General features: G+C 45.6%; 25 protein-coding genes and 1 riboswitch. Of the genes, 9 read left to right on the top strand and 16 right to left on the bottom strand.

Annotated features, from left to right (window positions below; all coding sequences use genetic code 11):
• Positions 1-7: 7 nt before the first annotated feature.
• The 5 genes from ACK8P5_RS03665 to ACK8P5_RS03645 form a co-directional block, all read right to left on the bottom strand.
• On the bottom strand, positions 8-577 hold the full coding sequence (locus tag ACK8P5_RS03665) for a xanthine phosphoribosyltransferase (protein WP_379248496.1): 570 nt from the start codon (positions 575-577) through the stop codon (positions 8-10).
• Positions 578-754: 177 nt separating this feature from the next.
• Positions 755-854, bottom strand: a riboswitch (purine riboswitch).
• A gap of 112 nt (positions 855-966) precedes the next feature.
• Positions 967-2,067 (bottom strand): metallophosphoesterase, encoded by a 1,101-nt coding sequence (locus tag ACK8P5_RS03660; protein WP_422659636.1) that lies wholly within the window; start codon positions 2,065-2,067, stop codon positions 967-969.
• Between the two features lie 67 nt (positions 2,068-2,134).
• Positions 2,135-2,437 (bottom strand): hypothetical protein, encoded by a 303-nt coding sequence (locus tag ACK8P5_RS03655; RefSeq protein WP_422659635.1) that lies wholly within the window; start codon positions 2,435-2,437, stop codon positions 2,135-2,137.
• A gap of 233 nt (positions 2,438-2,670) precedes the next feature.
• Positions 2,671-3,501 carry a TrmB family transcriptional regulator gene (locus ACK8P5_RS03650; RefSeq protein WP_422659634.1) on the bottom strand — a complete coding sequence of 277 codons (831 nt, stop codon included), beginning with the start codon at positions 3,499-3,501 and terminating at the stop codon, positions 2,671-2,673.
• 87 nt (positions 3,502-3,588) lie between these two features.
• Positions 3,589-4,401, bottom strand: a complete 813-nt coding sequence (locus ACK8P5_RS03645) for a zinc ribbon domain-containing protein (RefSeq protein WP_422659633.1) — start codon at positions 4,399-4,401, stop codon at positions 3,589-3,591.
• 381 nt (positions 4,402-4,782) lie between these two features.
• On the opposite strand from ACK8P5_RS03645, the gene ACK8P5_RS03640 reads away from it, so the two are divergent.
• Positions 4,783-5,148 (top strand): hypothetical protein, encoded by a 366-nt coding sequence (locus ACK8P5_RS03640; protein WP_422659632.1) that lies wholly within the window; start codon positions 4,783-4,785, stop codon positions 5,146-5,148.
• 87 nt (positions 5,149-5,235) lie between these two features.
• Here the strand turns inward: ACK8P5_RS03640 and ACK8P5_RS03635 are convergent, their stop codons facing one another.
• The 3 genes from ACK8P5_RS03635 to ACK8P5_RS03625 form a co-directional block, all read right to left on the bottom strand.
• A complete protein-coding gene (locus tag ACK8P5_RS03635; RefSeq protein ID WP_422659631.1) occupies positions 5,236-6,087 on the bottom strand; it encodes a M15 family metallopeptidase in 852 nt (283 codons plus the stop codon).
• Between the two features lie 181 nt (positions 6,088-6,268).
• The gene (locus tag ACK8P5_RS03630; protein WP_422659630.1) at positions 6,269-6,988 is read right to left on the bottom strand and encodes a hypothetical protein; all 720 of its coding nucleotides are present in this window, start codon (positions 6,986-6,988) and stop codon (positions 6,269-6,271) included.
• 70 nt (positions 6,989-7,058) lie between these two features.
• Positions 7,059-10,238 (bottom strand): DEAD/DEAH box helicase, encoded by a 3,180-nt coding sequence (locus ACK8P5_RS03625; RefSeq protein ID WP_422659629.1) that lies wholly within the window; start codon positions 10,236-10,238, stop codon positions 7,059-7,061.
• A gap of 192 nt (positions 10,239-10,430) precedes the next feature.
• Between ACK8P5_RS03625 and ACK8P5_RS03620 the strand changes: the two genes are divergently transcribed.
• A complete protein-coding gene (locus ACK8P5_RS03620) occupies positions 10,431-10,637 on the top strand; it encodes a PLDc N-terminal domain-containing protein (RefSeq protein ID WP_422659628.1) in 207 nt (68 codons plus the stop codon).
• Between the two features lie 119 nt (positions 10,638-10,756).
• Here ACK8P5_RS03620 and ACK8P5_RS03615 read toward each other — a convergent pair whose 3' ends face one another.
• From ACK8P5_RS03615 to ACK8P5_RS03605, 3 genes are all read right to left on the bottom strand, one after another.
• On the bottom strand, positions 10,757-12,040 hold the full coding sequence (locus tag ACK8P5_RS03615; protein WP_422659627.1) for an extracellular solute-binding protein: 1,284 nt from the start codon (positions 12,038-12,040) through the stop codon (positions 10,757-10,759).
• Between the two features lie 144 nt (positions 12,041-12,184).
• A complete protein-coding gene (locus tag ACK8P5_RS03610) occupies positions 12,185-13,021 on the bottom strand; it encodes a carbohydrate ABC transporter permease (protein WP_422659626.1) in 837 nt (278 codons plus the stop codon).
• Complete coding sequence (locus tag ACK8P5_RS03605) at positions 13,021-13,902, bottom strand: carbohydrate ABC transporter permease (protein ID WP_422659625.1); 882 nt, start codon at positions 13,900-13,902, stop codon at positions 13,021-13,023. The genes ACK8P5_RS03610 and ACK8P5_RS03605 overlap by 1 nt, the downstream gene beginning before the upstream one ends.
• A gap of 147 nt (positions 13,903-14,049) precedes the next feature.
• Between ACK8P5_RS03605 and ACK8P5_RS03600 the strand changes: the two genes are divergently transcribed.
• The 3 genes from ACK8P5_RS03600 to ACK8P5_RS03590 all read left to right on the top strand — a co-directional run bounded on the left by ACK8P5_RS03600 (position 14,050) and on the right by ACK8P5_RS03590 (position 18,327).
• Positions 14,050-15,822 (top strand): cache domain-containing sensor histidine kinase, encoded by a 1,773-nt coding sequence (locus tag ACK8P5_RS03600; RefSeq protein ID WP_422659624.1) that lies wholly within the window; start codon positions 14,050-14,052, stop codon positions 15,820-15,822.
• Positions 15,823-15,828: 6 nt separating this feature from the next.
• Positions 15,829-17,445, top strand: a complete 1,617-nt coding sequence (locus ACK8P5_RS03595; protein WP_422659623.1) for a response regulator transcription factor — start codon at positions 15,829-15,831, stop codon at positions 17,443-17,445.
• Between the two features lie 123 nt (positions 17,446-17,568).
• Positions 17,569-18,327, top strand: a complete 759-nt coding sequence (locus ACK8P5_RS03590) for a tryptophan-rich sensory protein (protein WP_422659622.1) — start codon at positions 17,569-17,571, stop codon at positions 18,325-18,327.
• 78 nt (positions 18,328-18,405) lie between these two features.
• On the opposite strand, the gene ACK8P5_RS03585 is transcribed toward ACK8P5_RS03590, so the two are convergent.
• From ACK8P5_RS03585 to ACK8P5_RS03565, 5 genes are all read right to left on the bottom strand, one after another.
• Positions 18,406-18,786 carry a RidA family protein gene (locus ACK8P5_RS03585; RefSeq protein ID WP_422659621.1) on the bottom strand — a complete coding sequence of 127 codons (381 nt, stop codon included), beginning with the start codon at positions 18,784-18,786 and terminating at the stop codon, positions 18,406-18,408.
• 55 nt (positions 18,787-18,841) lie between these two features.
• On the bottom strand, positions 18,842-19,504 hold the full coding sequence (locus tag ACK8P5_RS03580) for an oxidoreductase (protein WP_422659620.1): 663 nt from the start codon (positions 19,502-19,504) through the stop codon (positions 18,842-18,844).
• 49 nt (positions 19,505-19,553) lie between these two features.
• Entirely contained in the window at positions 19,554-20,795 is a 1,242-nt protein-coding gene (locus ACK8P5_RS03575) for an MFS transporter (protein ID WP_422659619.1), read from the bottom strand.
• A 202-nt stretch (positions 20,796-20,997) separates the two neighbouring features.
• Entirely contained in the window at positions 20,998-21,270 is a 273-nt protein-coding gene (locus ACK8P5_RS03570; protein WP_422659618.1) for a hypothetical protein, read from the bottom strand.
• A gap of 51 nt (positions 21,271-21,321) precedes the next feature.
• Entirely contained in the window at positions 21,322-21,525 is a 204-nt protein-coding gene (locus tag ACK8P5_RS03565; protein WP_422659617.1) for a CsbD family protein, read from the bottom strand.
• A 399-nt stretch (positions 21,526-21,924) separates the two neighbouring features.
• Here ACK8P5_RS03565 and ACK8P5_RS03560 point away from each other — a divergent pair, with 399 nt between their 5' ends.
• From ACK8P5_RS03560 to ACK8P5_RS03545, 4 genes are all read left to right on the top strand, one after another.
• A complete protein-coding gene (locus ACK8P5_RS03560) occupies positions 21,925-22,809 on the top strand; it encodes an FMN-binding protein (RefSeq protein WP_422659616.1) in 885 nt (294 codons plus the stop codon).
• Positions 22,810-22,900: 91 nt separating this feature from the next.
• On the top strand, positions 22,901-24,778 hold the full coding sequence (locus ACK8P5_RS03555; RefSeq protein ID WP_422659615.1) for an FAD-dependent oxidoreductase: 1,878 nt from the start codon (positions 22,901-22,903) through the stop codon (positions 24,776-24,778).
• 122 nt (positions 24,779-24,900) lie between these two features.
• Positions 24,901-25,347: a hypothetical protein gene (locus ACK8P5_RS03550; protein ID WP_422659614.1), complete on the top strand. Its 447-nt coding sequence runs from the start codon at positions 24,901-24,903 to the stop codon at positions 25,345-25,347.
• A 16-nt stretch (positions 25,348-25,363) separates the two neighbouring features.
• Positions 25,364-26,338, top strand: a complete 975-nt coding sequence (locus tag ACK8P5_RS03545) for a polyprenyl synthetase family protein (protein WP_422659613.1) — start codon at positions 25,364-25,366, stop codon at positions 26,336-26,338.
• Positions 26,339-26,439: the final 101 nt, after the last annotated feature.

Below are 26,439 nucleotides of genomic sequence, written 5' to 3'. Positions count from 1 at the left end.
TTATACATTACGCGAACGTAACTTCGCCGTTGTCCAATGCAGCGATACGTACTAGCGATTCAACACGGTAGCCCGCTTCTGCCAGCAACCGTCCGCCTGGTTGGAATGCTTTTTCAATCACGATACCGATACCCGCTACTTCTGCACCAGCCTGCTCGACAATCCGAGCCAGTCCAAATGCAGCCTCACCATTAGCAAGGAAGTCATCGATAATAAGTACGCGGTCACCTGGATGAATGAATTTCTTCGATACGGTTATATCGTTACTCTCCTGCTTCGTAAAAGAGTATACCTTTTCCACATAAATATCTTCACGAAGGGTTAGCGATTTCTGCTTCCGAGCAAAGATCATAGGGACCTCCAACTCAAGTGCCGTCATAATACCAGGAGCAATACCTGACGATTCAATCGTCAACACCCTAGTAATTTTCTCCTCTTGAAACAGGCGCGCAAATTCACGACCCACTTCTTTCATTAGCACCGGATCCATCTGGTGGTTCAGGAATGAGTCTACTTTCAAGACCTGTCCACTCAGTACGATTCCTTCCTCCCGGACTTTGTTCTGCAGCAATTGCATGATGCCCCTCCTCTGTGTTCTGTAAGTTTGCTTTAATCACCATAATGTAAAATAGAAATGACACTTTCTGACATTTCAAAAAACCCACCTGTCCCTCTACCGAACCGGTATATGGAACAAATGGGCTTGAACAACGAACCAAGATTATGTCCTCATCATTGTCTATGACCCGAACAAATCTGCTTATTGTCATCCCGTAGTCCAATCATTCCGGTGATTGGGTAGAAACATGCTGGCCAATTCCTGCACATATACGAGAAACGTACACTATGAAATTTACATTTCGTGAATGAATGAAGTATACCTTATTATGAATAAAAAAATAAAGTGAAAATTTCAGGAAGTTTATGTTTCCTGAATTAAAATAGGACGAAATAGGACTTCCTTGATTACGGTCCGAATTTCACTTTAATCTGTACGATTTCGGAACGAGAGCCAAGACGAATCGGAGGTCCCCAGAATCCATAGCCTGACGAAACGATCGAATGCAGCTGACCTTTTTGCAAATAACCCCAATCGTTTTCAAACATCGCTTGAGTAATCAAATGTGCGGGGAATACTTGTCCACGATGCGTGTGTCCAGAAACCACAAGGTCCACTCCCTGCTGCTCAGCTTCTCCTAGCGCATTAGGCTGATGATCGAGAAGAATAACCGGTTTCTGCAGATCTGTGTCTTGCATGATGGAGGATAACTCTGCTCTGTTCTTGTCCTGTTTATCCCGTCTTCCTACCAAAGTGAGATCATCTATAGCTAATGTTTCATCATAAAGAATAGTCATTCCACTACGCTCAAGAACATCAATCAGTTCTGTGATCTCCCCTTCGAAACGATCATGATTCCCTAGGGAACCGTATACACCATACGGCGCTGTAACACCCGCCAGAATCTGATCGATTCCTTGATGCAAGTAGGCATCAAGGTCATCATCGATAATATCACCAGGAAACAAAACCATATCTGGTTTCAGGGCATTGATCTCTTGTACCATTCGCTCTGCATGAGCTTTTCCCGAAAGCAATCCAAAATGCATATCGGAAGCCATCACGATATTCAGCTCGTCTAATGATCCAGCCTTCTTTGCGATTTGGATATCATACGACCGGACTGTCGGACTGTAGGCGTTAAATGAACCGTACCCGATCACTAGAACCATCACGATTATAGCTACATACCCTGCAATTTTCTCCATATTGCGTCCGCGAAAGGCAGTCAAGCGTATCACCCATAAGCCGACATGCAGGATCGGGAGAAGTATGATCAGTACATAGAATACGGCCATCCAGTAGGAGCCAATGATATTTAACACGGTTAAATTACCAAGAAAACGACCCGAAATAAAGGACGTTGCTACAACCGTCAACACAACAATATATAGGACTTTGAAGAGCGTGGATGACTTAGGGCTCATCCACTTCCAGAGCGTCTGACCTATATAATAGACAAGCAACCCATAGATCAATAACATTAGAATTCCCACAACAATAAACATCGCTATCCCCTTCCATTACAACTATTATAGCAAGAGGATATTTATAGCACAGCTAAAAGATCATCAATTATAAGCCGGGTCGCTTCGGGAGCAGATTACCTACAATCGATTTCAAATTTCGGTCCTCCGTGTATTTATCTTGACCGATATCCAGTTCGTTCACCCGAATATATTGGTAAGCAGCTTTGGGATCTGCTGGTCTGTACAAAAGCTCTTCATTCTCATCCGGGACCACTTTATATTCCATATCATGAAACATCTCAAGCACTTGATTCTTATCTGGCAGTTTGCCTTCATCTACGAAGATCAGCCCCCTCAGCTTCTTGGGCCCCTCTTTATACACCACCGTAAAACGAACGATACATTCCATTTTCAAGTCTCCCCTTTCCCTCAGCTTGATAGGCCGGTCTGTCCTGCAATCAGAAGTGATCGCTATGGCCAGATTATGTATATTAGAATTATCTCTTCAAATAACGGCAAAAGCCGGGATCGACTCCCGGCGCATCCCTAGATAGTATATCCAGTGTATTCAAATTACTTGCTTGAAGAAATGATAAAGTTAACCTTTTCCTCGAAAAAAGCATAATTGCAAGCAACTGTTTCTTATTCTGATTCATCTCTCGTTACTTCATCTACGTTTTCCGTGTCAGAAGCGATGTATTTACTCTGAATACGACCGTAATGGGGACCGTAGGTGTCTTCAAGTTCACGCCCCATATCTTGCTCTAACTCGAATAGAACCATCTCCTGTGAAAAATGGTGCAAGAGCAGCTCTGCCATAACAGGATGTGCAGTAACTACAGCCTGTGTCTCCATTTCTCCTCCGCGCATACCGAGCATGCACCATTCTCGATCAATGACAAAAGAAAATTTGCGTCCGCCATGCTTCCGCTCTTCAATTCCCTTCCAACCACTCCAAGCTAGTGTTCGGGATAGACCATTATCTGGACCATCACAAGCCCAGAGCACCCGAACCCCGCGATTCTCTGCCGCTTTCAGCTCGTCACGCAGCAATGTTGCCTCTTCACGCCACACATCAACGACAATTTCATTCTCAGCCTGAGCCAGCTTTCGAGCAACCAGCTCAAGTACTTCCTTGTCGCCTTCTACGCTATGAAAAGGGGCAGCATGGCCCTCTGGTCGAGGTAAGCTTTTCTCCACATAGGCAAGAGATGCTTCGACTCTACCAGAGATCATCCGCGTTAATTCTTCCGGCTTCAGCGTACTGTAGCGTACCGGTTCCCCTTCACCACGTTGCAGCGCGCCCTGACGCTCCAACCGCTGCATAGCTGCATACACATTGGAACGAGATGCTCCCAAGCGCTTCGCAACCTCATATCCCCCAGCTGGGCCATGCTCGGCAAGATCGATCATTATTTTTGACTCAATTTCCGTAAATCCCAAGTTGCGCAAATGATTCAATAACTGTTCCATTCTCCTGTCCTCCCAAAGCTGCCTGAACGAACCATCGTTCGCTTGTTCCACAATCCTCGCGCACTATGGCTTTAACTGTGAAGCTATTTAGATCTGTTCTGCCCCACACCTTGGACACCATTTGGAGCCCTTCGGCAAATCTGCACTGCAGATTTGACATTTTACTGTCTCTCGAACCTCTCCATCTTTAGGCAGGTTATCCTGAGTCTGATTGTTCTCCTGCCAGAAACGAATACGTCGATCAAGCTCCAATTGGCGCTCTCGTTCACGCTCTAGTTCTTCCAGATGCCTGCGCTCCCGCTCTCGCTCTTCCACCTCGTAACGGCGAGCTTCCTCGTCCTCCACCTCATAATACGGTTGTTCTTCCATATCCGTATCCATATCCTTATCCATATCTATATCGACTTCAGCTTCATGCTTCTCAAGATCTGGACGGTAAACATATGGAGCATCGTCTACTTCTGAAGTTACACTTTCCTCGGAGAAGAAGATGTCACGCTCTGCTTTAGGCTCCTTCGGCTCCGTCCGTGCTTCAGGTCTAACCGTCAGATCGGCAAGCTTGTTACCACAGTAAGGGCAGAAGATCGCATCGAGTGCAACCGTACGGCCGCACTGACAAATCCGTTCGTTTTTCAATATGGCTATCCGGTTACGTAATTCATCAATCTGCTCCTGCAGACTATCACATGATTTAGCAAGGTCCACCATTTCCTTCTCGGCTATAGACATATCTTTAGAACGATATCCTTCGTAAAACACCTTACCCATTTCTAAATAGTAGGAGCTTTTCCTCTGCTCAATATCTGAAATTTGGCTGTTCAATTTATTGATCTCTACAACATTCTGAGCTTTTTCCGTTGCTTTGTTGGCTCCGTTTTTCAACTTCTGCAAAATATTCATACGTGTCTCCTCCTCATTTCTCTATGCCAATATTTCCGGGTTATATAATCTCATTGTCACAACACTATGTTGATGTAGTTAACTCCATGCCTAAACTTCCCACTTCTATTTAACCAATAAGGTGACTCTATCATACCAAATTTACTAGCTTGATGGAAAAAGGAAGCCGTTACCAGAATAGGCTCTTGTTTCATGCCTACCATGACCGTGTAAACATAGTTTAAATGCTACTCTGAAATCAATCTGCTTCTTCGAAAAGGAAGAATAGAGATCGATTCTATTAAAATATAAGCCAAGTATACATGAATGCGTATACTTTCTTATATAAAAATTAACACCGGGAGCCTTTTGGGCAATCCGGGACACGGAGGGATTCTAATGATGAACGACCAGAAAATCTATTATGTTTCCGTAGCCCATAACTTGATTCAGGACGTCCCCAATGATTCCAATGAATTTGTCGTACGTATGAATGATGAGCAGCTCACCAAACTGCGAGATCTAATGGATGAAGTGAGCCAAAGTGATAAATACGCGTTTAAGCGTACTTTTGTTCCCTTTAAATCTGCTGATCATGATGATGCAGCCGAAGAATTCGATGATCGCACCATCGAGTTGTACACCTATCTCTACCAATATGGAGACGAGAAGACCAAGAAATTAATTGATAGCATGAATATTATCTCCAAAATGGAAGACACCGGTTATGATGATCCAGGCTATGAAGATTCACCACTGAATAAATAACGAATGCCTATTGCAAGACAGCACTGCACACAGAACAAAACCCGGAGCCTTTCTGGCTTCGGGTTTTATGTTGTATATGCCTTATACTTACAATTTAATATTCTCTTCATCGAAGTATTCCTCAAGCGTTAGGCCACTATCGGCAATATCCGGAGCGAGGTCTTCACCAACGTAGCGAATATGCCATGGTTCATAGACATATCCCGTAATGCCTTCCTGTCCCTCTGGATAACGAATGATAAAACCATACTTCGGAGCGTTATTTGCAAGCCATACGCCCTCTGTTGTCTGACCAAAGGACTGATCTAATGCATTACCTGCGCTCGGACTAGAGACATCAATCGTAAGGCCGGTCTGATGCTCACTCGTGCCTGGAACCGCACTAATACGGGAGGCTTCAGCTTCACCTTTAGTAGCCACGTGATTGTCATAAACCGATTTCTGCCTTGCAAAGGACCGGTAACCGGATACGGCTCTTAGCTCAATGCCTTCTGAATCCGCAGCAGCGAACAGTTTCTCCAGCGCTTCGGCTGCTTCCTTCCGCATATTCCGCTTCTCATGTGGCTCATTAAATGAGAATGGTACATTCGGTTCCACCAAGTCTGTCGGCTCATACCCGTTAGGCAAGCTTCGCTGCTTGTTGACGATCACTGTAACCGACTCCGCATTCGTCACGATCTGCTTACCATCCTCTTCACGAGCTGTAGCTTGAAGGGAATTCTCACTGCGCTTTGCCATTACAGGGTCAGCTTGTCCACCGTTATCCGATGCCCCAGGTAGTGTACCGCCCTGTTGTCCTCCAGCCTGTGCCTGCAACTCCTGTCCTTCAGCCGCTCCTGATCCTTCGGATTGGCAGCCGGCCAAAAGTGCTCCTGCAAGCATTAGAGAAGATATCATCAGGCTTGTCTGCCGTGCTCTTTTCCCTCTAAATCTGCTCATTATCCGTCTCCCTTTCGTCCTGTATCTCTTAGATGTCCATTGTACCTTATTCCTTTTTGGAGGGACAAATCGAATAACGACAGAAAATGACAGCTTTTTGGCAAAAAGCCCTATGATGCGTCAGACACATCGTTTTTTCGGCTATTCACTCGTTTTCTATCTGCTTCATATCGATTAGCATTCAAGGCTTCTTCAGCGCGCGGCGGCGGCGCTCTGCAGTGTTCGCTGTCTGGCGAACAACCAGCCCGAGCGCCTTAGATGCGCCGCGCACTTGAGGTAGCAGGCCGGCCCAGTCCCCAGCCGGCCCAAGCTGATCCGGTGGAGGCGGCGGCGCTAGCCTAAGCTCCACCTCTTGCATGAGCGGCCCAGGGCGATGGAGCCGGCCCTCGGCCGTTGCCTCGGCCAGCCATTCGCCCAGAGAAGGGCCGGGTGCGGCCTTCTCTTTCGGCCGGGCGGCCGCTTCCCCGGCGGAGCCGCTTGTCGCTGGCGGGGCTGCCTTGGCCCAAGCGTCAAAGACGCGGGCCAGCAGCTCTTCCCGCGGCAGGCTCAGCAGCGCCAGCCGCTGGAGCGGCTCCGCCGCAAGCCGCAGAATGCTGGCTTCCAGCGCGGCTGCGACATGCTCGCAGGCTGCGCGCCCGCAGGTGCAGCGCGCGGCCGATCCTTCATCCAGTAAGGATGAAGGGACATATTCGTCCAGCCATGGGGCTGGACGACCTTGCAGCAGGCCATAGAGCGCCTGCGGGTCGCTGGTAAGGCGGCGAAGCAAGCCTTCCTTGGCTTCCGAAGTCAGCATTTTGCAAGGAATACTGACTTCAGCAGACGGATCACCCACTATCGTTCCGCTTAGCAATCCGGGTCTAAACTCCAGCTTTAACTTCTCCTGTTCCTCCGGCGTCACCATCGCAGCATCCACCCTTCCTTCCTGCAAACTTTATCTCGCATGAAACTTATATAGAGAGCAGCTTCGCTTGTCACATCCAATCCTGTCCTTGGAGTTCGATCAATTGGCGCAGTTCACCATCTGACATTTCAGTCAGCCACGTCTCACCGGACCCCACCACTTGCTCGGACAGTGCTTTCTTCTGCTCGATCAACTCGTCAATCCGCTCCTCAAGTGTTCCTTGGCTGATCAACTTATGCACTTGTACATTTTTGTTCTGTCCAATTCGGAACACTCGGTCAGTCGCTTGATTCTCTACCGCCGGATTCCACCAGCGGTCATAGTGCAGCACATGGTTGGCACGTGTTAAATTCAGGCCGACTCCTCCTGCTTTCAGTGAAAGCACGAAGAAGCTTGTACCTTCCCCTTCTTGAAAAGCACGGACCATCTCATCACGTTCTTTCTTGGGCACTCCACCGTGAAGAAATGCGGGTTCCTTGCCATATCGCTTCGCTAAGAACTTCACGAGCATCTCCCCCATCCCCACATACTGTGTGAAGATTAGTGCAGACTCTTCCACATCCGCAATACTATCGAGAATTTCAAGTAGTCGTTGCATTTTACCCGAGGATTCCATTTTGGTTGAACGGTTGTCCTCTCCCCGCAGCAGCTGCGGATGGTCACAAATCTGCTTGAGCTTCGTCAGTGAGGACAGCACCAAACCTTTGCGCGCCATTCCCGAGCGATTCTCAAGCTGTCCCATCATTTCGTCGACTACCGCTTGATACATAGCCCCTTGCACCTCTGTAAGTGGGCAGTAAGACTTCATCTCCAGCTTCTCAGGCAGATCCTTACGGATATCTGGATCACTTTTAAGTCTGCGCAGCATAAATGGCGATACCAGTCTGTGCAGCTCCTGCAATCTCTCCTCCTGCCCTTCCCCTAACGCATAGCGTTGCCGGAAGGCATTGAACGAACCTAAGTAACCCGGATTAAGGAAATGGAAGATCGACCATAACTCTGCTAGTCGATTCTCAACTGGCGTACCAGTCATAGCGATTCGATGTGGTGCGGACAGCTTCATCACACTTTGCGCCTGTTTCGTACGATAATTTTTAATATACTGAGCTTCATCAAGAACCACACTAGACCAACTTATTGCCGATAGATCCCCGCCATCACGCCCAGCCAAATGATAGGTGGTGAGTATAATATGATATTGAAGCGCTTCTAGCTGGAACGATTCACCTCGCAAACGCCCTACTCCGTGATGAATGTATAGTGACAGATCTGGTGCGAATCTCTGAATTTCACGTTGCCAGTTTCCGAGCAGTGAAGTAGGACAGACAATCAATACAGGACCGCCGCTGCGCATAAGAGCCGTTTCACGTTCAGAGAGCTGCTCCCGCGGTTTATCCTCATTCTCATCCTTCTCTAGTTGCTGTTCTTCCCTTCTCCGGTCTAGCAGACAAGTAATAACCTGAATCGTCTTACCAAGACCCATATCGTCAGCAAGACACACGCCAAAACCTAAATCACGCATCACACTAAGCCACTGATAACCTCGCTCCTGATATGGTCTTAACTGACCGTGAAGCGATGAAGGAATCGAACGAGTAGGCAAACGGCGCTCTCCTTCTCCATCGAGCAGTGCTGACAGCAAGCCTGTCGTTTCCACTTCCTCGATAAAGAGCCCCTTCCACATGCGCTCTCCGTCCATTTCTGCCGTCAGATGCATCCACTCTGACAGTTCCATTTCACCCTTCTCATGCTTCCTCATAAACTTTAGAACCTGATTAATCTCTTTCAGGTCCACTTCAATCCATTCGCCTCGAAACTCTATATAAGGCATATTGGCTTCTGCCAACGCCGTTAATTCTTCCTTCGTGAGCTGCTGCCCACCTACAGCTGCGGATACCTCAAAAGACACAAGATGCTCCATGCCGAGAACGGGCAGCTGATGGTCTACACCAACCCTTGAAGAGGATTCCTGCATCATTTTTAATGATAGCCCTACGCGGCGACGCCCCTCCCGGCTCCACTTGGATGGCATCTGAACCGTAACATTGGCACGTGTGAGTCTCGGAACAGATTCCCTCATGAAGGAAGAAAGCTTCTCAAGCGGCAGTATCACGCCTTCCGGTGCAGGGCCAGACAATCCCTCAGACAGCTCTGCTGCATGTTCAGCGGCTTCTCCAATAGCGTTCAACAGCTGTTCTTGGACCGATGCATAAATACGTCCTCGAACTAACATATCCTTCTCTCGGCTGCTCCATATACTGCGAGCGGGCAGTAACATCCCTTCATCTTCACGGCTTCCAGCCCAAAAAGATAAACGCCAGTCCTTTTGCCCGTCTGTAAGCGGAGGCTCCAGACGAAGGCCTAATCGAATACTCCCATTCTCCGGCGGCAAATCTTCGCCCTCCGTATAAGGAAGGGCCGTATGCCCAGCAACCTCAACTTCTTGAACCAATTCATGAACTTCTTCCGCAGCTCCCTGTACCGCAATCTCACGGCTTACCGTAAGCAGACTATTCCACCACAACTCTGTGAGCGGCGAACGCCCACGGCGGTAATCTCGCAAGTACGAAGAGAGCTTTCCTTCAATTGCCCTAACGGCTTCTCTCGCTTCAGCATCCATGACAGAGCAGAGGAAAGAGTAAAGTACAATAGCTCCTGCCTCTTCCCGTGTAGCGGGTTCACTTCCAGCAAGTGCAGCGGGAACTCCGATGCATATGGGTGGTATATTCCCAGCTAACTGAAGAAAGCGTTCAGCATCTTCACCGATTAGCTGCGGCTTCCATACGGCCTTGATTACATGCATGGATGCACTACGTCGGCGTCCAGCCGTAGGAACCTCAGCCGTTCCCGGCGAAATTCTCCCTCGAAGCTGTAGTTCGAGCGCAAATTTAGCTGCTGTTACCCAGTATTCCATTTCTTCTCCCAATACTAGACCCTGACTCTGATACAGATCAGCATCTAGCGACAACAGCATATTGAACGCATCCCCTGGACTGAGAGCTAAACCTTCCATCGTTCGACCTCCGAGGGTTTTGCGCTCGTTGCGCCTCACATTCTTGACCACTGCCGATTGGACAGGATATCTCATTTCTGCCAATCGAAGTGCAGCATGTGCAAAAGGACGACTTCCGTCTTCCAGCTGCAACTTCCTTATGATTCTGCTCCATGCGTCTACTCTGGGTTCCGATACTTCACCGGAAAAACAAAAAAATGCGTCTCCTAGCCATACGCCATACAGCGGTTGATTCATCGTTGTCTCCTGTCTTTTTCCTGCTTTACAGATATTATTATTATTTTATACGAAAGCGGACTAATTTCAAAACAATATCCAATTAAAATAAACAATCGCCTTGTTTGGATAATTCCTTATATTTATGACACTTTTTGGTTTTCTCTTCGTAAATATCTATTATAACATTTTGTACGGGGAGGGATTTAGGATATGGGTACCGCTGTTGGTATTATAGGAATTTTCGGGTTATTAATTCCGTTACTGCTCTTTGGACTTCACATTGCAATCTGCGTCTGGGGCTATCGTGATGCACAAGCCAGGGGAAGAAGTTCTGAGTATGCTTTACTCATCGTATTAGGGCTGCTATTCTTCCCGGTTGTAGGCCTCATTGTTTATCTTCTGATACGAAATAATTAACAGGATTCATCTATATCCGTTCAACCTCCCATTATAATAACAAGAAGAGGTGTCCGCTTCCGTTTAACGGTAAGCTAAGACACCTCTTCTTTATGCTTCTATCCAAGTAGTGATGGTTCTTACTTCGCTTTCAGACTTGCCCATGATTGTTCCAAGGCCTCGAACAATTGCGTTTTATCAACATTACCTGCTACATACCCCTGCATTTGACTGCCAAACTCATTCATACCCCCGTCAGGGAATTTATTGAACTCCCAGCTTAGCGCCTTACCCTCTTGGCTATAGTTCATCACATCGGTTCCCAGATCACCCAACAGCTCGGTATTGGCTTTAATGGATTTAAAGGCAGGAATAAACTTAAAGTCTTCTGTGATATATTTCTTACCCGTCTCCGAGGTGACTAGCCAGTTCAAGAATTCTTTAGCTTCCTCCTTCATCTTGGAATTCTTGTTCACCACCCAGTTATTCGGTACACCTACCGGAAGTTTATCATTTTGCTCCGCATTGTCGTTAATCGGCATTGGTAGTAATCCAATGTTCAGATCAGGGTTGATACCATCGATCTGTACTTGCGTCCAGTTCCCGTTCTGAGTCATCGCTGCTTCTCCGCTAGCAAACGTTGTAATTTCAGTGTTGTAATCGGTTGTCAGTGGATTCTTCTGACCATATTTCGTAGTAAGTTCAAACAATTTAATCCACTCATCGAATACAGGATTGCCTACTATTTTCTCAGTACCTTCATTCAGACCTTTGACAAACGCATTCGGGTCCGGCTGATGTGAAAAGCCGATATTTAGCAAGTGGTTAGCCAAAATCCAAGTTTCCTGATAACCATTTACAAATGGTGTGATACCTGCTTCTTGCAGCTTTTGAGCTGCTGCTTCCAGTTCTGTTATGGTTTTTGGAAGCTCTGTAATTCCCGCTTTAGCGAATAAATCCTTGTTATAAATGAATCCGTATCCTTCAATAGCCATGGGCTGACCGTACAACTTCCCGTCTTTTGTCATAGGTTCCTTAGCTACATCTACGACATCTCCAACCCATGGTTGATCAGATAGATCCTCAAGCTTCTCAAGCCATGTATCTAGATCTCTGTAACCACCGACATTAAAAATATCCGGCTCCTCACCAGAAGCAAATTGTGCCTTCAATGCAGCGCCGTAGTCGGAACCACCACCCACAGTCTGAATATCCAGCTTAACACCTGGGTGTTCCTTCTCATAATCAGCCTTCATTCGACTCATCGCTTCCGCAATTTCAACCTTGAACTGGAATATTCTTAATGTCTTAGTTCCATTCTGATCACCAGCTGTTTCCTTACCTTCATCCTTCGATCCACAACCAGCCAAAAGTGTAGAAAAGGCAAGCAACATAACCAGTGCAAATTTACTGTATTTCTTCATCAGTGAATCCTCCCTTTTTTGTTTATAGCCGTATCTAATATGAATGATCATTTCGCTTACTTCTTCAGTATAGAAAACCCTTCTCCTAAACATCAGAGACAATATTGATAAAAGAGGGAGAAGGAATTGACCACTATTTATCCCCTATCCTTTAACTGCCCCTGCCGTAATACCCTCAATGATATATTTCTGCATAGCCAAGAAGAATATAATGACTGGTGTAATACCAAGCACAAGGGCAGGCAAGGCGAGATCCCACTGCTTCGTATACTGTCCGAAGAAAGCGAATGTCGCGATCGGAATCGTTCGTAGCTCCGCTGAGGTCAGAATGAGGGATGGAAGTAGATAGTCATTCCAAATCCATAATGTGTTCAGAATGATGACCGTAACGAACATCGGCTTCATCAGCGGAAATACAACTCGGAAGAATACCCCATAAGGACTTGAGCCGTCAACCGTTGCTGCCTCTTCAATCTCCAGCGGAATTGATTTCGTAAATCCATGAAACAGAAATACACTCAGTGGTACTCCAAATCCCAAATAACACACGATAAGGCCGAACAAGCTGTTACCAAGCCCAAGTGTTGACGTTACTTTAACAAGTGGTATCATGATCGATTGGAATGGAATGACCATCGCTGCCACAAACATCGCGAAGAGCAGTCTGTTAAACCGGGTATTCCTCCGTACCATCTGATAGGCGGTCATGGCGCTAAACAGAGCAAGCAATAGATTACTCGCTACCGTAACGATGAGCGAATTCACGAGTGCGGATGGAAACTTCGTAATCGTCCAGGCACGGGAGTAGTTGCTCCACTCCAAGGTTACGGGTAAGCCAGCTGAGTCGGTAAGCAGATTACCGAAGGTCTTAACCGAGTTTACAAATAGAAAGTAGAATGGAACCAGAAACAATAGCGCGATAACAATCATGATCATTTCTGTAATGAGCGTAGTAGCCTTGTATTTTTTGATCGTATCCATTAGGCTTCTACCTCCTTACTCTTCGTGAACCGAACCTGCAGACTTGTGATAACAGCTACAACAATAAAGAAGATGACCGCTTTAGCAGTTCCAAGGCCCAGACGGCTATTCGTGAAAGCCTCGTTGTAAATATTCATTGCAACCGATTCCGTAGAGCCAAATGGTCCTCCCTTGGTCAGGGAGAGGTTCAGGTCAAACATTTTGAATGACCAAGAGATGGCCAGGAACATACAGACCGTGACAGCTGGCATAACAAGGGGTAGAATGATAGTCCGAAGCACCTGAGCACGACTTGCACCATCAATTTCCGCCGCTTCCAGAATATCTTTAGGTACGTTATTAAGTGACGAAATATAGATCACCATCAAATAACCAGCAGTTTGCCAGACAAATACAATGACGATAGCCCAGAAGGCCGTGCCTTTTGTACCCAGCCAAGGCAGCGTAAAGAAGGAAATGTCGGTTAAGTTGCCGATTGCTGTAAACCCTTTCACAAAAATGAACTGCCATATGAATCCAAGTAATAAACCGCCGATCACATTCGGCATAAAGAAGATCGTTCTGAGCACATTTCGGGTCTTCAAAGGCTTTGTCAGTAAATAAGCTAAGAAAAAACCGAGCAAATTCGTAAAGATGACCCCAAGCACCGTAAATCGAGTCGTAAATCCAAAGGCATCTCTGAATTTAGGATCATTCGTGAAAATCGTTATAAAATTGTCCAAGCCGACCCACTTGACCTGATCCGATACCCCGTTCCAGTTGGTAAATGAATAATACAAGCCCAGCAGGAATGGAACGATCATGATAAGAACGAAAAAAATGGTGGAGGGTCCCACGAAAACGAATTGTTGTATCCACCTTGAAGCTTTCTTCCGTTGCATACTGATCTCCCCCTTTTCTATACTTTGGTTAATATGTAATACCATTATCCTGCAGTCTAGAGCTGTAAAACACTGAGGATCATGAACCATTAGGAGTAATATATTGACCTTTTGATCTGTTCCAAGTTGAAACACTGAGGTGACCTTATGAAAATGCGTAGTATTCGTACAAGGCTTATTCAATTCATGCTTGCCGTCACAACCATCCCCTTGCTATTGTCACTTGTCATCACCTTGTTTCATACCCGGGAATCCGTGAAGGAGCAGACCGTGAATGAAAACGCGCGGCTTATCTACCAAGGGAAAACGAACTTGTCCAACTATTTAAATAATATTAATCGTGCTTCTCTTTCCGTATACTCTGATCCTCATTTTCTTCGTAACCTAGCACTTAGTCCGGATAACTACCGAGTAGTTGCTGAAATTTATACCATGCTTCAAACCATCTTGATCACGAATCGGGATATTTATCAGGTATACCTTCATAACAATCTGTCCTATCAATCTACCCAAGTTACGAACGGTGTCCCCCGCCGGGAATATCGCTCAGAGTCATACCGCCGATTGGAGGACTTCGGAACAGGTGATACCGCTATTGAGCCTGTACATATGAGTCACAGTTACGGTTTCACGCCAAGACCGGCTGACTTGTCTAATGAGAATGTGTTTACATTTTATCGTTCAATTACGAATATCCCCTCCAAAGATCAGCAGGCGTTACTCGCGATCGATGTGAAGTTAGACAGCATTAACGAAATTTGCGAGCAGCTCTACGCTGAAGGTGAGGAGCAGTTGTATTTGATCGATGACAAGGGTTTGGTGATATACAGCGGAAATCCAGATGAGCTTGGAACAACACTGAACGACAAAATGCTGTTGAATGAACTTTCTTCTAAGGAGAGGGGCTATTATGATGGCAGTAAGGCGATGAGTATATACGAAAAGCTCGATGTGTCATTCGCCCCCTGGACTTTGGTGAAACAAATTCCGCACCAGTCTTTGTATAAGAATTCTACGGAGCTGACAAGCATTAATGTCATTATTGCGGCATTAGCACTTCTAACTGTCATTTTCGGGACACTATGGATCTCAATTCGTATTACAAAACCCATCAAGCAACTTGCAAGTTACATGAATCAGGTACAGACGGGCCGGCTCGACATCGAAATCGATGTAAAAAGCCCGGATGAGATCGGAGCATTAGCCCGGCGCTTCCGCCAGATGATGGACACCATCAATAACCTAATTCTGCGAGAGTACAAGCTTGAAATTGCAAATAAGACGAACCAATTAAAAGCGCTTCAGGCACAGATCGACCCTCACTTTCTATATAATTCATTGCAGTCGATTGGTACGTTAGCTCTTCAGCATAACGTCCCTCGAATCTATTCACTGCTGTCCTCTCTCGCCGATATCATGCGCTATAACATGCGGAACAGTGAGGCAATGGTTACACTTCGAGATGAACTTAATCATCTTGAGCTCTATCTTGAGCTCCAGAAAGAGCGTTTTGGTGATCAGCTTGAGGTGGTATGGGATATCGATCCGGAATGCCTCGGGGCGCCAGTTCCTAAAATGATTCTGCAGCCTATTGCTGAGAATTATTTCAAACATGGAATGGATAATCGAGCAGGGCGTGGACGTCTAACTGTTTCAACAAATGTTAGCGAAGATGGCCGTCTCCACATCCGGATAGAGAATAACGGAGCTTCGATTGATATTGAAGAATTGACTAAGCTTCAGAACATGCTTCTTCATGTCTCCAGTAACGAGGAAGCAGATACCGGCTATTCCATTGGACTGAACAATGTGTTGATGCGGCTTAATTTGTACTCCGATAATACTGCTCTGCTCTCCGTCGAGAATGTGGAACCCCAAGGTGTTGCTGTTACCTTAGAAATAAACGTAAGGGGAGTGTAACTGGAGATGAAAACATTACTTGTAGATGATGAGAAGCACGTCAGAGACGCTATTCGATTATTAGCACGGTGGGAAGAGCTCGGAATTACGGAAATTCTAGAAGCTGCCGATGGTGAAGAAGCTATAGGATTGATCCAGGAGCACACTCCCCAGATTGTATTAACCGACATGCGTATGCCCCGTAAGGATGGGACCGAGCTCTTAACCTGGATTCATGCCTATATGCCAGAGATCAAAGTGATTGTCGTCAGTGGGTATGATGACTTTGAATACGTTCGACATACGATCCTCCATGGAGGGATGGATTATATACTGAAACCTGTCAACCCCGTTGCCTTAAACGAAGCGCTCACAAAAGCAGCAACGTCTTGGTACCGTGACGAAGAGAAACGCCACCTTCATACGATTCAAAAGATTGAAATGAATCAGATGAAGCCACTGTATATAGAGCGTCTTTGGACAGACTTGATTCAGGGACAAGGAAATAAGGATTCGCGAATTGAACAGCTCAAAGATCGAATACCGCTTCCAGCCCATATTAATACCTGTTCTGTCGCAGTCATTAGTGATATCCACTTCGACATAGATCTTCTTTCTAAGTTTCGAAACCGGCGTGACCTTCTTGCCTTCACGCTGGTCAATATTTGTAATGAGATGCTAAAGGATACAGGAACAGCTTTCCGCCATATGGATAAACCAGGCATCATTATCATTCTCTACTGGGGTGACACCAATTTCTTATCAACGATTCTTAACGAGATAAACAATGGCATTTATTCCACGCTTCGGCGTTATGTCCACTTTGGGATAGCAAGCATAACAGATTTCCCTGAGCATCTGCCGAAGGCATACCAAGAGGCGGAACAATCACTCTGGTGCCGTAATTTGCTAATTAATGATTCCCGTATCCACAATGGACGTTGTGTAGAGAGCAGTGGTGCTAGGAACTTAAGAATGGGTTCCTTCGAAGAGAAATTCCGACTAGCTGCCCTAAGTGGCCATAAAGAACAGATTGAATCTGCTGTCAATCAATGGATAGTCGAAGTACAGAAGCAAGGGGCAGTCTCCCCCGAACATCTTAACCGCTGGAATGCGGAGCTGGATTGGCTACAACATGCATGGACTGAGCCAGAAGAAACCGGGGATCAGACACCTGTAGAAGATGATGAAATATCTCAAGACCTCCCTTCTCCCCTGCCATTCAATGAACAGGGGATGCTCTCTTGGGACCGTTGGAAGACGCAAATTACAGGGCGTATTCATGCAGCATCAAGAATGATGACTCCAATGCATTCGAAGGAAAATCACATTATCCATGACATAGCGCGTTACTTGGAGAATTCGTATCATGAGGAGATTTCTTTGCAGGATATTGCATCACGTTTCTTTTTAAGTAGGGAATATATTTCTCGTAAATTCAGACAGGAATTTGGCGTCACCTTATCCGATTTTCTTGGAAAAATACGCATAGATAAGGCAAAATTACTGCTTCTCAACCCTCATCTAAGAATGGTTCAAATCGCTGAGATGGTTGGTTATCAAGACGAGAAGTATTTCAGCAAAGTCTTCAAGAAGCTTGAGGGCCAGACACCTAATGATTACCGAAAAGAACAATCCGTGTAACCTTCGTTTTAAGTTAAGGCTTGATTTCAATGAATTTGGGTATATTCAATATAGTGAATGAATCGTGAATACCTTGAAAATATCCATCATAAAATCATCCATACCTTATAAGGAGGAGTTTTCATGTACCGAACCAATCCTTTTCGATGGTGGAACGCTCTAGCCTATGCTGCGGTTATTACCGTCAATATCCTGTCCAATGCGCTTCCACTCGGCGGTCGTAGTACCAAAGAAATATCGGATATGTATTATATTTATATGACTCCTGCAGGCTATGCTTTTATCATATGGTCTTTAATTTATCTACTGCTGGGTGGATTTGTTATCTACCAAATACGCAGAGACACTGGTACGCGTGATTCAATTCGTCACATCGGTGTATGGTTTATTCTAAGTTGTGTATTCAATATGACATGGCTTTTCCTATGGCATTACCTTTATATCGAGTGGTCCGTAATCGCGATGCTGCTGCTTGTCATTTCAGTGGGTATCATATACCGAAAAACGCGCCATATTGCGTATCCTACAACCGGAGAGAAGCTGCTTGTGAAACTCCCCTTCAGTATTTATCTAGGTTGGATCTGTGCCGCATTTCTAGTCAATGTGGGAATCGTTATTCATAAAAATGGATGGTCCCCGTTAGGGCTTACGGAGCTTGGCTGGAGTATTACCTTACTATGTATTGGCGCAGTTATAGCCTTTTTGATTAGTTATCCTAGCCGTGACAGCATCCTGCCTTTAGTATTCGTCTGGGCATATATCGCCATTGCCGTTGAACATAAGGATGTGGATCGTATTCTGCTCACTGCCTTTATTCTGGCTGCTGTCTTATTCATTTATTCGATATGGTTATTCTTCACTCGAAATAAAGCGCGCAACTAAAACAAAAGGGAGCTACCACCACACGATTGGACATTTCAGTCGTGTAGTGGAACAGCTCCCTTACCTATTTAGAAAAAACTATTTCTTAACCGCAATAACCTCAATTTCCACAAGACCATCCTTCGGAAGACGAGCCACCTCAACAGCACTTCGCGCTGGGTACGGCTCAGCGAAGAAGCTACCATACACTTCGTTCATCGCAGCAAAGTCATTCATGTCCTTCAAGAATACCGTTGTCTTGATTACCTGATCCAGTGTTGTTCCAGCAGCCTCCAGAATTGCCTTTACATTATTAAGCGAGTATCTTGTCTGTTCAGCAACGCCTTCTCCGAACTCCCCTGTCTCTGGATTTAAACCGAGTTGACCAGATGTATAGACCATCCCGTTAACTTCTACACCTTGGCTATACGGTCCGATCGCTCCAGGAGCCTTCGTAGTCGATATAATATTCTTCGTCATATGTAATTCCCCTTTCTTAAACCATATTTCTTATTCCATCATAAATGATCTGCAATCATTCGCCCAGTACATGAATAACTTCGTTCGGATATACATGATTTCCTCTTGTATTGGTCATCGAAATGTTAACCATAGCTTTCGCAACCTTGGAAGCCGGTATAGCACGGTACGAGGCAAGGCGCCCCTTAAATATGAAGTCCAGCTTCGTCATGAGCACAGAAGCCAAATTTTCTCCCAGCCGGCTTTCAGCACGGTCTCCAAGTAAGAGTGATGGGCGAAACAGATGGAGTCCCGGAAACTGCAGGGAACATAAAGCCTCCTCCATTTCCCCCTTAACCCGACTATAAAAAACTTTAGACTTGGGATCAGCGCCCATACTGCTCACAGCGAGAAATTGACGTACCTGCGCCTGCTTGGCCAGTCTGGCTCCTGCAAGCACATAGTCAAGATCAACTTTGCGAAACTGTTGTTGTGAGCCGGCTTTCTTAATCGTTGTTCCTAGACAGCTGAATACACTATGCACACCCTCAAAAGCTGCTTCATACTGATCCAGCTTGTCCCAATCTGTCTCAATCACTGTCACTTTGGGATGGACGATGTCTATCGGACGTCTAACCAGAAGCCGCACTTCGCTGATGTGATCACGATTCAGCAGCTCCAGGGTCACCTGACGTCCGACAAGTCCCGTCGCTCCCATAACGAGTGATGTCATCCCCATGGAAGCTCCCCCTTTTTTTCCCTACTATAAGTAATAAAAACCTTAGTCCCTACGCCGCTTGAAGTACTTTACGTCCGAGTGTAAAAGCCGTTAGCAGCATAATTACGCCAACAATGGTCTGAAATCCGTACTGCTGAATCCATGAAGGGGTATCCTCCATCCATTTGAATACTTGCCCACCAATCAGAGGACCTAAGAATGATGCTAGCCCTGTGATTGCTGAATACATGGCAATGAACATCGGTCGCTCGCCTTTCGGTGTATCCCCAATCATAAAGTTAAAAGCTAACTGATTGAACCCACCGACTCCAGCACCTAAAAGGATGTGAGACAGCACGAGGACCGGAATGATCGGTAGAATAGATATGAGCCCCCATGACATACACGACATAGCAATCAAAGGAAGCGTCCAATATAACAATGTCCGATTGCTGAAACGTGCATTCAAGTTGCCCCACACATAGAATCCCACCATCATGATTGCAGTCTGAACTACGGTCATAATCGACATAACGGAATAAGAGATATGAAGTACATCTAGCATAGCATAAGAGTATAGTGGGACGACAAGCGTCTGTAAAAACAACCATGCCCCTAGAAATAGTGTAGATTTAATAAATGGCTGGTCCGAGAGTGGCTTTCGTACCATCGGCCAAAATCTCCGTTCTTTCGAACGTTCAAATGGTGGATCCGGGTAAAAGAAGAATAATGTTAAGTTCGCCGCGATAGCAATCCACGCAATAATGAACAAGATTAGAAAGCCCATACCACCCGGATAACGATCTAGAATCACCCCACCAACAAACAGAACGAGCGCGCCTAAAGCATTCAATATCGTATTTCGAATGCCAAAATAGCGCCCCCGAATCTTAGCTGGAACCATGTCACTTATGATCGAAGTCCAGAGTATCCCTGATACTGTACCTGTAATAAAAGCACCCATGTACATTACCAGAAACGTAGGAATCCACCATTTCTCTTCAAAGACAAATGGTATAACTCCCGTTGCACCCCACATTAATCGGTTTAAGATGGTAAACACAATCATTGATTTCTTCCTGTACTGTAACCGTTGAATCAAATAAGCTGCCAAGATCTGAATAACATTAAAAAACGTCGTAACGGCAAGCACAAACCCAACTTCTCTTGATTCAGCACCCAAATACAGCAGATAACCTGTTAAGAACGGTCCTCCTAGCAACGTCTGATAGATGACGGCCGGAACTCCTTCCCAAGTAGCTGTTAACAAGTGTTTTCGCTGACTGGAAACCACCCGATGCGGTCTGTGCATAACTCTTACAGCCTTGATGGGGATACACTCCTTTGATGTCTTATATTGGCTGATCAAACTCTCTTTGACCCCATTCTACACCCGCATCTTCCACTGTCAATAAGGTAAAGAAAATATTGTATGCACCCGCTTACATCGGTTTCCAGTAATACAAAAAAAACGGACGCTGCTTATTAAAAGCGGCATCCGTTTTTCCCTTGCTCTAAGCGCGATTCACACGTTTCATCAAAGCTGACAACCTAGACACAAGCGGCTTCCACTCGCTCTGAAACCACCCGCTAGAATCGACTGCTGTATCCGATGTGAGCCCCACTTCTAATTCGGCACATTCACTTTCCATCAACAGAAGAGGCTCTTCACTTATCATCTTATAATACCTCAGGTGATAAGTACTGACGGTGTCGCCATGTAAGGTGACTACCGTATCATCACGAATTTCGATTATCTTACCAGTCACAACCTTGGTACCATACATGACAAGTCCGCTCCTTTGATGGAATCAAATTGCCTGATGATCTAGTGCCTTCTAGTCACGAAAACGGGCACTCCAATCTGTATATTCGCGCTCTGCCGCATCTTTGGAATGTCCATAACGTTCTTGAAGCTTGCCTACCAGCTTATCCTTTTCGCCTGCAACTACATCAAGGTCATCATCGGTCAATTTGCCCCACTGCTTCTTAGCCTCACCTTTGAGTTGATTCCATTTCCCTTTGAATACGTTGTTATCCATTCCTATTCACTCCTCTATTCGTCATTCTCTATATTTTGGGATTACCCGAGTCGCTCCCATCTGAATCCTAAATAGCCTTTCATTTCAGTAATTCGAGCCTGATATCGCCTAAAAATAAATTAAATTTTAATTAAAAACTCAGGTTTTAAATAATTAGTGATTATTTTCACATTAAAGTCTTTTTTTATATGCTAAGATTCCATCGAATGGTAGTCATACCGACTCACCTTTCCAAGCTTTTACCGGGTAAAAAGCCGCATATGCCTCATCACGTTAGAACGGAATAAGGTACTATGTTTTGCGCCGTATTCCGGGAATATCTTACGTTGTTAAAATGTTTCAACATTTTAATACCATATTTTTCACCAAAATATTAAATAAATAGTGGAGGTCATCTGTATGAAAAAGAAATTGTCCATCATTTTGTCCGGCACACTGATCCTTGGCGGTCTACTCGCAGGTTGTGGAGGAGACAAAACTCCCGAAGCGAACGATGCAAACAAGCCTCAAACGGAAGCACCTGCTGGTGATGTAAAAGTAGGAGAATACAAAGACGGAACTTACTTCGCACAAGGTGAAATGAATGAAAAATCGGGTTGGCAGTCCAATGTAACCCTTAAAGTAGAAAGCGGAAAAATCACTGACGTGGATTGGAACGCTACGAATATTAAAGCCGGACCTGATAAGAAAACTGTATCTGAATCCGGTGAGTATGGCATGAAGGCAGGCGGCGCTCAAGCTGAATGGCATGAACAAGCTGAGAAAGCAGAGCAGTTCCTGATCGAGAAGCAAGACCCTAAAGCCATTACAGTGAACGATGAAGGTAAAACAGACGCAATCAGCGGTGTTTCCATCAGCGTAGACGAGTTCGCAGAACTTGCTCAAAAAGCACTGCAGGCTGGCCCAACTGAAGCTGGTCCATACAAAGATGGTGCCTATCACGCTGAAGGTGAGATGGATGCAAACAGCGGCTGGAAATCAACCGTTGATCTGACCGTTGTTAACGGTAAAGTTGTTGCAGCTTACTTTAGCGGCGTTAACGCAGCAGGTGAAGACAAACAAGACTTCTCCAAAGAAGGTAAATATGGCATGAAGGAAAAAGGCGGTGCTCAAGCTGAATGGCACGAACAAGTTCAAAAAGCACAGCAATTCTTCCTTGAGAACCAAGGTGTAGGTAGCGTAAGCTTCAACGACGAAGGTAAAACAGATGGAATTAGTGGTGTTTCCATCGGTGTTCAAGAATACTTCAAACTGGCTGAAAAGGCACTTGAAGGAGCTAAATAATCGTTTGAAAGAATAGACTACATGCAGAAGATCGGGAGTTATCTCCCGCTTCTGCCCTTTATAACACACTGTAACTAATGAGGTGACGATTGTGAAAAGGATTGTTTTATTAGGCGGCGGTTATGGCGGCGTTCTAACAGCGAAAAAGCTGGCTAAAAAGTTTAAAAAGAGTAAAGATGTTCAGATTACACTGATCGATCGCAATCCATATCATACTCTGCTGACTGAACTTCATGAAGTAGCATGTAACCGGACACCAGAGGATTCGGTAAAGATTGATCTTAAAAAGATATTTGCAGGGCAAAATGTAAATGTCGTACTGGATGAAATCAATAACATCGACTTCGATGGTAAGAAATTAACTTCAGATACAGCTGTTTATGAATATGACTACCTGGTCATTGGTACTGGCTGTAAGCCAACCTTCTTTGGCATTCCAGGCGCAGAGGAAAATGCATTTACCCTCTGGTCCTTTGAAGATGCTGTTCGCTTAAAAGAACAAATTCGTCACAGCTTCCGTGAAGCAGCTAAAGAGCTGGACCCTGCAGTACGCAAGTCCAAACTCTCCTTCGTTGTTGTAGGTGCTGGTTTTACGGGTGTCGAACTTATCGGTGAAATGGCTGAGTTCCGCGATGAGCTGTGCAAAGAATTTTATATCGATAAATCAGAAGTTCGACTCGTTGTTGCAGATATGGCACCAAAAATCTTGCCAATTCTGCCAGATAAGCTGATTGCTAAATCCGAGAAACGTCTTCAAAAAATGGGTGTTGAGATCATCACCGGAGCTAAAATTACTGGTGTTGGTGAAGACCGCGTCATTCTTGGAGAAGGCAAAGAAATCATTGCAAGTACGATTGTCTGGACTGCTGGTGTTGAAGGTTCCGATCTTGTTGGCAACCTGGATCTTGAACAACAAGGTCGTAAGCGTATCGTAACCAACGACAAGCTGCAAAGTGTTGATCACGAAAATGTGTACATCGTAGGCGATAACATTTTCTTCATCCCTGAAGGGGAGACTCGCCCTGTACCGCAAATGGTTGAGAATGCTGAGCATGCTGCTCCACTCATCGCACACAACTTGCACGCAGATATTACAGGCGGAACCAAGAAATCTTATAAACCAGCGTTCCATGGAACTATGGTCTGCATCGGTAGCCGCTACGGTGTCGCAAATGTAGGACTGCCGAATAAAATGTTCATGCTGACCGGATTTATGGCGATGCTGTCCAAACACTTCATTAATATGTTCTACCTGTTTACCGTTGCTGGATTCAATAAAGTATGGACTTATATGATGCATGAGTTCTTCCATGTTAATAACCGTAGAAGCTTCGTCGGAGGACATTTCTCGAAGCGTTCCCCGAATTTCTGGCTCGTTCCACTTCGTATTTATCTTGGGGTTATGTGGCTGACAGAAGGCTGGGAGAAGCTGCTTAAAATTATCGATGATCCGAACCGCATATTCTTAATTCCGCCTGCTCCAACAGCAGATGGAACAACTGCAGCCAGCCAAGCAGTAGAGGCTGTTACTCAGACTGTAGATGCACAAACTGCTGCTTCTGCAGTATCGACTGCCAAGGATGCTGTTGAAGCCTTGCCGGTACCTGGATTCATCAGTGACATGGTAAGTGGATTTATGGATATGTTCTTCTATACAGCAGATGGCGGTTACACAGGTCTTGCATCTGTATTCCAAGTCGGCATGGTTGCAGCTGAGATCGTGTTCGGTCTAATGCTTATCGCTGGTCTGTTCACAGCCGTAGCTTCCATTGGTACCATCGCAATGGGTGTTATGATCTGGACATCCGGTATGGCTCCTTATGAAATGTTATGGTTCGTAACTGCTGGTATTGCAACAATTGGCGGAGCAGGAAGCACATTTGGTCTTGACTACTACGTATTACCTTGGCTCAAAAAACATTGGAAGAACGTTCCTCTGGTGAAAAGATGGTACTTGTATACTGATTAGGAAACGATATTGATGATAAGACGGAAGTCATGTGCATGTCATATTGCATATGACTTCCGTTGTAACTACAGAATTATTTAAGGACTTTGATCCGCAAAACGTCTTCGAAGGAGTGGGCTTTTATGAATTCTCGACTGATGAACGATACCTTCCGTCTACTGCAAGAAGAATGGTCCCCAATCGCCGGAATCATTCTCGATGTTCCTTGTCGTGATATGAACCGGATGGCTGACGTGCTGGATCCTCATCAGTTGGAGCCTGAGCGGCAGACGGTTCTAATGGCCCTCTACAGCTTGCTCTACATGGCACAGGAGCGTCATCGCAACTGTTCCTTCAGTGATCCCGAACTGACCAAACATATATTAGATGGTGACTATCTATACAGTTTCTATCTACAGTTAGCCATTAAGTACCGCGAGACCGATCTTGTGTGTTATCTGTCTCCTGTACTCAAACGGCAGCAGATCGCTTTAGCTGAAGGACGCTTCGTAGATGAAGATCTAACGAAACAATTCGAGACATTTCTGTGTGGAGAATTTAAGCACAAGCAGGCAGGTAGAGCCATGTAGCGGGGAGGAATCCGAGATGAAACTGCACGAAGCACTGAGCATAGATATTAACCGGGTAAACCGGGAAATCGAGAACATTGTAAAATTTGATCCCGATCTTCCCCGTTCATCTATTGTAGCCAAAAGTGTGCTGGACTTGATCCGCTCTGGCGGTAAACGTCTTCGCCCAATTATGGTGCTCGTGGGTGCTCGCTTCGGTCCTAAGCCGCTTGGGCGCAAACAATGGCAGCTTGCAGCAGCAGCTGAATTCATACATGCCGCTTCCCTCATTCATGATGATGTAATTGATCGATCGGATCTGCGCCGGGGAAAGCCAGCCATGCATTTGAAGACAGGTGTAAGTCAGGCGGTTCACATCGGCAATTATATGTCACTACGTATTGTTGAGCTGCTCTCGCATTATTCCTCCGATCAGGAACGATATGTTCATGATTTATCTTCACTTGCTAGCACACAGCTGTGCATTGGGGAATATCAACAAATGTCTCATGCTTTTGATTACGATCAAACACTGGAACAATACGTGGAGAAATCTCGTAATAAAACCGCCCAGCTGATGGCGACGTGTCTGCGGACCGGCGCCCTCTCCTCGGGCTGTGACACACAGACGGCAGACCTGTTATATGAATTTGGCGAATGCCTAGGGCTTCATTTTCAAATTCAGGATGACCTGATGGACTTTACAAAAGACGCTGAGACACTTGGCAAGCCAGCCGGAAGCGATCTCCGGCACGGTCAGGTGACCCTTCCTGTCATGTATGCTTTGCAAGATCCCGCTTTATCCGAAATGATACGCTCCATCGGCCGGGATTCGTCTGAGGCTGACATCCAGCAGGCTCTCGAAGCCATACGGCGAAGTGGAGCGCTTGAGAAGACAGCTCAGTTCAGTCACTCGTTTCTAGAGCGTGCAGAAGCTATCATCCAGCAGTTATCCCGTTTTCCTGCACATCAAGATCTGGGCGTCCTTCTTCAATATTTCACCGCAGCTTAATCTAAAACAATCCAAATAAAAGGTGTCTGAGCAGCCTATACAGCGGCTGCTCAGACACCTTTTTCTATAACTAGAACAAAATACGGAATTTCGCTCCCCCT

The organism is Paenibacillus sp. EC2-1 (genome assembly GCF_049311625.1).
Classification (GTDB): domain Bacteria; phylum Bacillota; class Bacilli; order Paenibacillales; family Paenibacillaceae; genus Paenibacillus_AQ.
The sequence above is the reverse complement of the archived record's forward strand: the minus strand, read 5'-3'. Positions and strand labels throughout refer to the sequence as shown.